Origin of the sequence: Corynebacterium sp. HMSC065D07 (assembly GCF_001810695.1) — a bacterium.
Lineage (GTDB): Bacteria > Actinomycetota > Actinomycetes > Mycobacteriales > Mycobacteriaceae > Corynebacterium > Corynebacterium hesseae.
In genome coordinates this window covers 1-6,669 of record NZ_KV802438.1, presented here as the reverse complement: position 1 = coordinate 6,669, position 6,669 = coordinate 1, and the positions used below count along the sequence as shown (strand labels likewise).

Sequence of the window (6,669 nt, the reverse complement as noted above, 5' to 3'; positions counted from 1 at the left end):
TTCCTTCAAGCGGAACTGCCAACAACGTAATGGGGGAGAAGGGTGCCCCCGCAAACAACGCCGATCTCGGTGCCCGCGTTAATCGCGTCCCGAACTGATTTTCCACCCGCGTGCTGCTTTGCGTTGCTGCCAGAAGTGACGGTAGATACCGGGGACATCGGAAAGCTCAGAATGCGTGCCCAGCTGGCTGACTTGCCCGTGTTCATCCAAGACTACGATTTGATCAGCAGATTTGATTGTATCCAGCTTATGGGCGATGACAATAAAAGTAGATTGCTCCCGTAGCTCGTCCATCGCAGCAAGAATGTTTGCCTCATTTTCTGCATCGAGCGCGGAGGTAGCCTCATCAAAGAGTACAATCGGCGCTTGCTTGAGAAGCGCGCGAGCTACAGATACGCGCTGGCGTTCACCACCGGATAGAAGCCGACCGCCTTCACCAACAGGAGTATGCCACCCTAGGCGGTTGGCAATAGAAGTCACGCCTGAAAGATCAGCTGCGCGGAAGACTTCCTCATCGGAGGCGTCGGGACGACCAACGCGGATATTAGCGATTAACGAGTCGTCGAAGAGGTAGACATCCTGAAAAACCATGGACAGTCTGGACATTAACTGTTCGGTTCCAAGCTCGCGGATATCTACGCCGTCAACCATCACCGCCCCGGAATCTACATCCCAGAATCGCGAAATAAGGCGCGCAATTGTGGTCTTTCCGGAGCCAGAAGGACCGACAATGGCGGTAACGGTGCCTGGTCGAGCATGGAAAGCGATATCTACCAATACTGGTTTATCGCCGTATCCAAACGTGACATTACGCAGCTCTACACTTCCCGAACCATCGCCTGGGCGCGGAGTAGTGGGTTCCGGTAGGGAAGGGGCATCGGTGATGAGCTCAGTTTCTGTGAGCGCGATACGGCCGGCATCTAAACCGACGAAAGAAGAACCCAGCTGCTCAAGCGTGCGGGTAAACCTCAAGCTGATTCCGATGATCGCAATTGTTTCTAGTGGCGATAGGGCGCCTTCAACGGCAAGATCCGCGGAGACCATAATGAGAGCCACAATGAAGATCTGCACTACTATGCCGTTGAGTAGCAAAGCTAATGTGGATACCCATAGCTCGCGTATTCGTGCTTTATGGTCGATTTCTAGCGCTTGCTCTAGTGGCGCAAAAACTTGTGATTGTCCTGCCGCGCGCAGGGCTGGTTGACGGTTAGCAAATTCTACGATGCGCTGGGAGAGCTCTTTACTCGGCCCCAGTGCGCGGTTCGATGCTTTCTCACGAATCCATGCAGCCAACTGCATCACCACGAGCGCCAATGGTGCGATGATAAGAAGGACCAAGCCCAGCTTCGGGTTCCAGAAACACGCTCCTACTAACAAGGTGACAAGTGCCGCGCTATCGCGGTATATCGTTCCTTGAATATGCGCAATGGTCTCGGCCGCCACCATAAAGCGATCTGAAACGAGGCGAGATAGGCCGCCGGTATTAGCCGGTACGAACCAGCCGAGCGGTAGCGTTGCTAATTTATCGCCCACAGTCGTGTGCGCGGCTCGGATGAAATCCAAGGCCGTGTGGTAAGAGGCCATGGTTGCGAAAAATCGTAGCGCAAAAGCTACGAGCGCAATTGCCAAAAGCGTCCACATCCATGGTGCGATCGTCGTATCCCCATCGAGTGCCTTTGTAAGTGGCACGAGCGTGAGAACGGCGAGGCCATCAAGCACGCCAACGATAAGCGATAGACAAGCATACCTTTTATTGAGCTTATGGCCTACAGGACTTTGCAGCTTTTTGACACTGCGAGTGAGTAGCGGATCACGAAGACGCGAACTAACAGGCGTAGTGGCATTAGACATGAGAATTATCCTTCATAGGCTTGAGGCAGATTATTTGGTCTGCTCCTTGGATGGACTCCGGCTTGTGGGCGATGACTAAGACGGTCTTGCCTCTGACGAGTGTGGCTAGAGCTGCTTGAATTTCTGCTTCGCAGTCAGGATCAGTTGCCGCAGTAGCTTCATCCAGGATCAAGATTGGGGCATTGGTAATGATTGCCCGGGCAATAGAAATGCGTTGCTGTTGTCCACCGGATAAAGAGGTGTCCTCACCAACAACGGTGTCGAGCCCAGCCGGTAAAGCGCGAATATCAGCAGCTATGTGCGCAGCCTCTGCGGCTTGCCAGATCTCTTCATCGCGGGCTTCTGGGCGTGCAAGGCGAATGTTTTCCCGAATACTCATACGCAGTAAGTGAGGATCTTGTAAGACGAAAGCCACAGTGCGGTACAAACTGTCGAAAGTGAGATCACGGATATCCACGTTGTTGATAGTGATTGTGCCCGAATCTGGATCCTGGAAACGCGCCAACATCGTTGCTGCTGTGGATTTGCCAGACCCGGAGGGGCCAATCAATGCCGTGACAGTGCCTGCATTTAGTTGCGCAGAAAAGTCTTGGAGGACTGGTGTGTCTGGGGCGTAGCTAAAGCTGACCTTATGGAACTCCACCTCCATGTCTTGACTATTGGCGTCGAGGCTCTTTTGGCCTTCTTTCACATGGGAAATTGTCATGACTTCATCAAGGCGCAACGCCGCATTGCCAGCGAGCTGGTAAGACCACATCATTTGGCCGACGGTTTGAATCGTGCCCGGGAGCACCAGCGCAATTAACGTTGTTGCGATGACTTCAGCGACCGTGACATAGCCACCAGCTATCAGCAGGGAACCGACTCCTAGATTGATAAGGATGAGGACAGGAACCGCCACCACAGACTCTGAGATTGCGGAAACACGCAGAAGCGGACGTACCCACTCGTAATAGAATTCCGCGAATTTTTGGGCAGCTTCGCGATATCGAGCGTGGGCTTTGCCAACGGTGCCGAAAGCCTTGACGACGGAAATACCTTCGGAGAACTCCACCGCAGTCGCAGAGACCTCACCCAGATAATTATCCATTTCCGCAGTTTTTGTGCCCATATCTTTCATTGAATATGCTTGGATTGCTAGGAAAATGGGCACAGTGGCAATAGAAAGTAGACCAAGGCGCCAATCCAAGATAAAGGCATAAACCAGAAGCGCGAGGGGCGTAAAGATCGCGGCGACCTTCTCTACAGGAGCATGGGCTGTCAGGGTGTGCAGAGTTAACGTATCGTCCTCGACGGCTTTGCGGACTTTGCCGGAATTAGTCTGGCTAAACCACGAGAGTGGTGCTTTCGCAATAGCGGTAATAATTCGGCGCCGGTTAATCCCCACCAACTTTGCATCAGCGAAGTGGGTGATTGCAAGGGCAAGGAAATAGAAGAATAGCTGGCCCAAAAATGCAGCAAGTAGCCATTTCACAATGGACGCGACGTCATCAGTATTGCCGTCGATTAGAGCATTTCCCAGTGCCACCAACGCGACGTAGGGTGCTACGGCGAGTACCGAGGATATAAGCGCGAGAAACTGTGCGAAGTAGATGGTTGTTTGCACTGGGGCCAGTAGTTTTTTTAGAGCGACCTGGCCGGCTTTTAGTTTTGCGCGAGCCTCTTCTTCCGGTGACGCACCGTGTGATTCTGGTGCGTGGGTTCTGCTTGATTCTGTGGAACTTTGTTTTAGTTCAGACATTTCTTTCTCAATTCTTGTTGATGTCAGTCATATCGATGATTCTGGTGACTGATTCTTGGATGAATTCGTGGTCATGGGTGATGACGATGACCACTGCTCCGCTTGCTGCAAGAGATCGAAGTAGCGCAGAGATGGATTGCAGTTGGCGCCAGCCCACGCCAGAGGTAGGTTCATCGAAGATGTAGATCGCTGCTTGCTCGGCTTGGGCTGAAGCTATGGCTAAGCGTTGCCGTTGCCCACCGGACAGAGACTGCGGATGCCGTTGGGCCATTCCTGCCAGATCGAGGCGATGGAGAATCTCATTGACATCGATGTGGTCCCGCTTCTTCTTTGCCAGTCCGAGCGTGACTTCTTCTTCGGTGGTGGCTGCGAATAATTGGCGGCCAACATCTTGCATCACCATGTACGCGGCACGTCTGCGGGCAGCCGCTCCTACTCGTTTGCTGTTCAAACGGAGACTACCGCCGCGTTTGGGAGAAGCAAGACCACAAATGATCCTGGCGAGGGTGGTTTTTCCAGCGCCGTTGGGCCCGATTAAGGCGGTGACTTCGCCGCTGGGGAAAAATGCGTGGTCAATGTTTAATACCTCATGTGCGCCATAAGAAAAACAGATGTTGCTTAGCTCGAGTCCGCTCCGCTGGGGATCGGCGTTTTCGAGCGTGGGTGGTACCGGCACGCTCGCGGGCAGGGGAACATGGTGTAAGCTGCGTAGCCCCAATTGTTTGCGTTCGGGTTCGTCTAAGGCATAAAACTCCTGAGCGCGGAAACTCCGCGTTATTTTTCCCTGAGTCAAGTAAATAACTTGGTCAGCGATATCTTTTAAGAAAAAGAGACGGTGATCAGCGATAATGATCGTTGTGCCTAATTCCTTCAAGCGGTGTAGCACGCGTGCAAGAATATCGATGCTTTCCATAGAGAGATTGGACGTGGGTTCATCGAGAAGCACGAGACTGCCCGGGGACACAAGCGCGCATGCGCATGCCACGGTTTGTAACTGCCCACCGGATAATTCTTTGAATCGCCGGCCCCGAAGATCGTTAATGCCTAGTAGCTCGACCGCTGATTGAATCCTCGACTCAATTTCTTTGGGATCTACACCAAGGTTTTCTAGCCCGAAGGCCAATTCTGCATTGACGCTTTCAGTGAAAAATTGTGTCCTTGGATTCTGGAATACTGAGGCGCTGAACTCGATGGCTCGGGACAGCGGTTCTTCCGCAGGGGTAAAAGCCTGGTCATCCTTTATAATAGTGATGGTGCCTAGTAGCTCTCCTGGATTGAAATGGGGGATGAGTCCGTTGATCAACTTGAGTACCGTGGACTTTCCCGATCCGGAATCACCGGTAATCAGTAGACACTGTCCTGGAGAGACAGAAAAAGACACATCAGATACACCTTGAATACCTGGCCGAGCTCCCAATGGATATGTAAAAGAAACGTTGTGGGCGTCTACACTGGTTGCGATACTGCGTTCGTTCATAAGTGGACCTCCGTGGGAAGCCAGACAGAGGCAACAACGAGGCCCAACCCAGCTAGTGCAGTTGCATCGACAAGCTTGAAGGAAAGATCGGCGGTGGTGGTTGGGCGTGCGGGTCCTCCCAATCCCCGGACAAGAGCAGAGGCAGCGAGCTCATCACCAGCGCGGACGACGGCACCTAATAAGGGGATGATCAACATCGCGGACGATTGTGTGGGCTGTGTGATCCAGCTTTTTACTCCAGGCTGGAGACCCCGAAGGACCATGGCATCGCGGATGGCTTTGGCTTCTGCCACGATGATCGGCAAAACGCGCAGGAATACCGCCGGTGGAATGGTGGCCCAGCCTGGTAAACGCAGGTCCCGCAGTGCTGAGGTCAACGTGGATGGTGTGAGAGTGAGCAAGCCGAATGTGCCGATGGACATGCTGATGACAAAACGGCTTAGCCACGAAAAAATTGCCGCTGAAAAAGCGAAAAATGTGGAGCCAGGAAGCTGTAATAGGCCCCAGTACCCTAGATAGGATAATGCAAAAGCGAACAGGCAAATAAGACCATAGTGTGGCTTTACTGTAGCTAGTGCGATGGAGCTGAAAGCGATAGAAATCAGCAGTGTCGGTAGGTGGCCGTGGCTGAGAGCTACCGCATTGATTACTAGAACAGAAAGCAGCACGGTCCGTGGATCGATCGAAGATCGATGAAGCACGCCCTGTTTTGGCAGGCTCACAGGAGACCAGCGCTTTCAAAGTGTTTGCGGCTGACGCGAACTCCGACCTTTCCTCCGATAAAGCCGACGATGAGCGCACAAATGGCCAGTACTCCAATGGTCCATGGCTGGAAGATATCCGACATGGCATCGGCATATTCTTGACCCATTTGGTCTGCGATATCGACGTAGTAGGAGTCCGTATCCAGAATTAGCGGGATAAAAGGCATAGAAATCCAGACACAGAAGACGCTGTAGGCAATAGGGAAGGATTTGGCAATACTGAGGTGGCTTTTTGTAATAATCAAATCCGCGATAAACCCTAGAATTATGCTTCCCAGCAGGGTCCAGAAGTAGTGTCCGGTGAGCATGAATGCTAGTCCGTTAATACCACCGACGAGGGTGAAAGCACCCATTTTGGGCGTGCGGGCGGCATAAAGCGCTAGCACGATTCCGTTTGCGATTGCCGCGATGAACCATCCAATAAACATGAATTGTGGTCCTGCGAATCCAATCATTCCGCTTACAAAGGTGATTACAAAGTAAAGTGCAGCAAAGATGCCAGCGTTGATGAGATCTCTGGTGTTTAAACGTGCCGTCGACCCACTGGATGAGCTTGCACTCCGTGCGGGCGTAGAGGACTGTTGGGTCATAGTAAACCTCGATTTATGAACAGCAGGAAAGGTAAGGCTTACCTAAGTTAGGTAATACTGTTTATAAAACATTTCAAGTTTTGATCTGAAGATTCACCCTTAATGGGGGTGAATGCAGATAAGTAGACATCAAACCAGACCACGACTACCGACTAAGTACCGACAAAATCGGCACCAACGGCAAGACAACCCTGCGATGGGGAGGCAAACTACTGAGGTTACCCTCGTTTAGTGGACACCCTATTT

5 protein-coding genes are annotated in these 6,669 nt (G+C 52.2%); all 5 read right to left on the bottom strand.

Translation table 11 applies throughout. From position 1 onward, the window contains the following. Positions 1-78: 78 nt before the first annotated feature. Genes HMPREF2760_RS05025 through HMPREF2760_RS05005 form a run of 5 tightly spaced genes read right to left on the bottom strand, consistent with a single transcriptional unit; the run spans position 79 to position 6,423 of the window. Positions 79-1,851, bottom strand: coding sequence for an ABC transporter ATP-binding protein (locus HMPREF2760_RS05025; protein WP_029158873.1), 1,773 nt, complete (start codon positions 1,849-1,851; stop codon positions 79-81). Next, on the bottom strand, positions 1,844-3,592 hold the full coding sequence (locus HMPREF2760_RS05020) for an ABC transporter ATP-binding protein (protein ID WP_070529421.1): 1,749 nt from the start codon (positions 3,590-3,592) through the stop codon (positions 1,844-1,846). The genes HMPREF2760_RS05025 and HMPREF2760_RS05020 overlap by 8 nt, the downstream gene beginning before the upstream one ends. Positions 3,593-3,599: 7 nt before the next feature. Then, complete coding sequence (locus HMPREF2760_RS05015) at positions 3,600-5,069, bottom strand: ABC transporter ATP-binding protein (protein ID WP_012714930.1); 1,470 nt, start codon at positions 5,067-5,069, stop codon at positions 3,600-3,602. After that, positions 5,066-5,737: an energy-coupling factor transporter transmembrane component T family protein gene (locus tag HMPREF2760_RS05010; protein WP_232748473.1), complete on the bottom strand. Its 672-nt coding sequence runs from the start codon at positions 5,735-5,737 to the stop codon at positions 5,066-5,068. The genes HMPREF2760_RS05015 and HMPREF2760_RS05010 overlap by 4 nt, the downstream gene beginning before the upstream one ends. A 50-nt stretch (positions 5,738-5,787) precedes the next feature. After that, positions 5,788-6,423, bottom strand: a complete 636-nt coding sequence (locus HMPREF2760_RS05005; RefSeq protein ID WP_012714931.1) for an MptD family putative ECF transporter S component — start codon at positions 6,421-6,423, stop codon at positions 5,788-5,790. Positions 6,424-6,669 lie beyond the last annotated feature (246 nt).